General features: G+C 58.9%; 1 protein-coding gene. It reads left to right on the top strand.

The window, feature by feature from the left end; translation table 11 throughout:
• Window positions 1–1,032: ATP-dependent DNA helicase (locus V6C07_RS13285; protein ID WP_333536954.1), on the top strand; the 1,032-nt coding region annotated here is incomplete at its 5' end.
• Window positions 1,033–1,269 lie beyond the last annotated feature (237 nt).

Below are 1,269 nucleotides of genomic sequence, written 5' to 3'. Positions count from 1 at the left end.
GCCAAGCGCATGGCCGAAACATCGGGGCGCGAATCCCGCACCATCCACCGCCTGCTGGAGTACAGCCCCAAGGAAGACGGCTTCGCCCGCAATGAGGACAGCCCTCTGGCCTGCGGCCTGCTGGTGGTGGACGAAGCCTCGATGATGGACACCCTGCTTTTCTACCACCTGCTCAAGGCCGTTCCCCTGGGTGCGACCCTTGTGCTGGTGGGCGATGTGCACCAACTGCCCTCGGTGGGTCCCGGCAACGTGCTGGCCGACATCATCGCTTCCGGCGTAGTCCCCGTGGTGGAGCTTACGGAAATTTTCCGTCAGTCGGCGGAAAGCGAAATCATCTGCAATGCCCACCTTATCAACCGGGGCGAGGTTCCTTCGCTGGAGTCCAGCAAGGACCGCCTTTCCGACTTTTACTTTATCCATCAGAACGATCCGGAAAAAGCCGCCGACCTCATGGTTGATCTGGTGCGCAACCATATTCCGCGTCGCTTCGGGCTTGACCCCGTGGACGACATCCAGGTGCTCACCCCCATGCACAAGGGGGCCGTGGGCGCGGGACAGATGAATGCGCGCCTGCAGGAGGCCCTGAACCCCAACGGTCTGGAAGTTCGGCGCGGCGAACGGTCCTTTCGCCTGCACGACAAGGTCATGCAGATACGCAATAACTACGATAAGGACGTATTCAACGGCGACATGGGGCGGATCAGCTTTCTTGATCTTGCCGATCGCACCTTGAGCGTCACCTTTGATGATCGCGTGGTTCCCTACGAATTTGATGAATTGGACGAGCTGGCCCCGGCCTACGCCATATCCATTCACAAATCCCAGGGTTCGGAATACCCCGCCGTGGTCATACCCATCATGATGCAGCACTATGTGCTGCTGCAGCGCAACCTTATCTACACCGGAGCCACACGCGGCAAAAAACTCGTCATCCTGGTGGGCGAGTCCCGCGCGCTGCACATGGCCGTCAAGAACAACAAGACGCGCAAACGCTTCACCCGCCTGGCCGAGCGCCTGGCCCCGGCCGAATAAAAATACCGCTCCCGGCAAAAACACTTCAGGCCGACCGCATATGCGGTCGGCCTGTTCACTGGAGCTGTTCATTTGCACGGTTACGCGCCGAAGCAAACGCCCCGGAAGCATTTAGAGCAATTTCACTTTGAAATTGCTCTGGCGGCTGCGTGAGCAGACGTTCGCTACGGAGGCGTAAGCGCAGTTTATCTGCGCGGTTAAACGCCGAAGTGAGCGTGCCTTAAACTTTGAGAATGT

Source organism: Desulfovibrio sp. 1214_IL3152, assembly GCF_036763055.1.
Classification (GTDB): Bacteria; Desulfobacterota; Desulfovibrionia; order Desulfovibrionales; family Desulfovibrionaceae; genus Desulfovibrio.
Note: the sequence above shows the minus strand (reverse complement) of the source record. Positions and strands in the feature narration are given on the sequence as shown.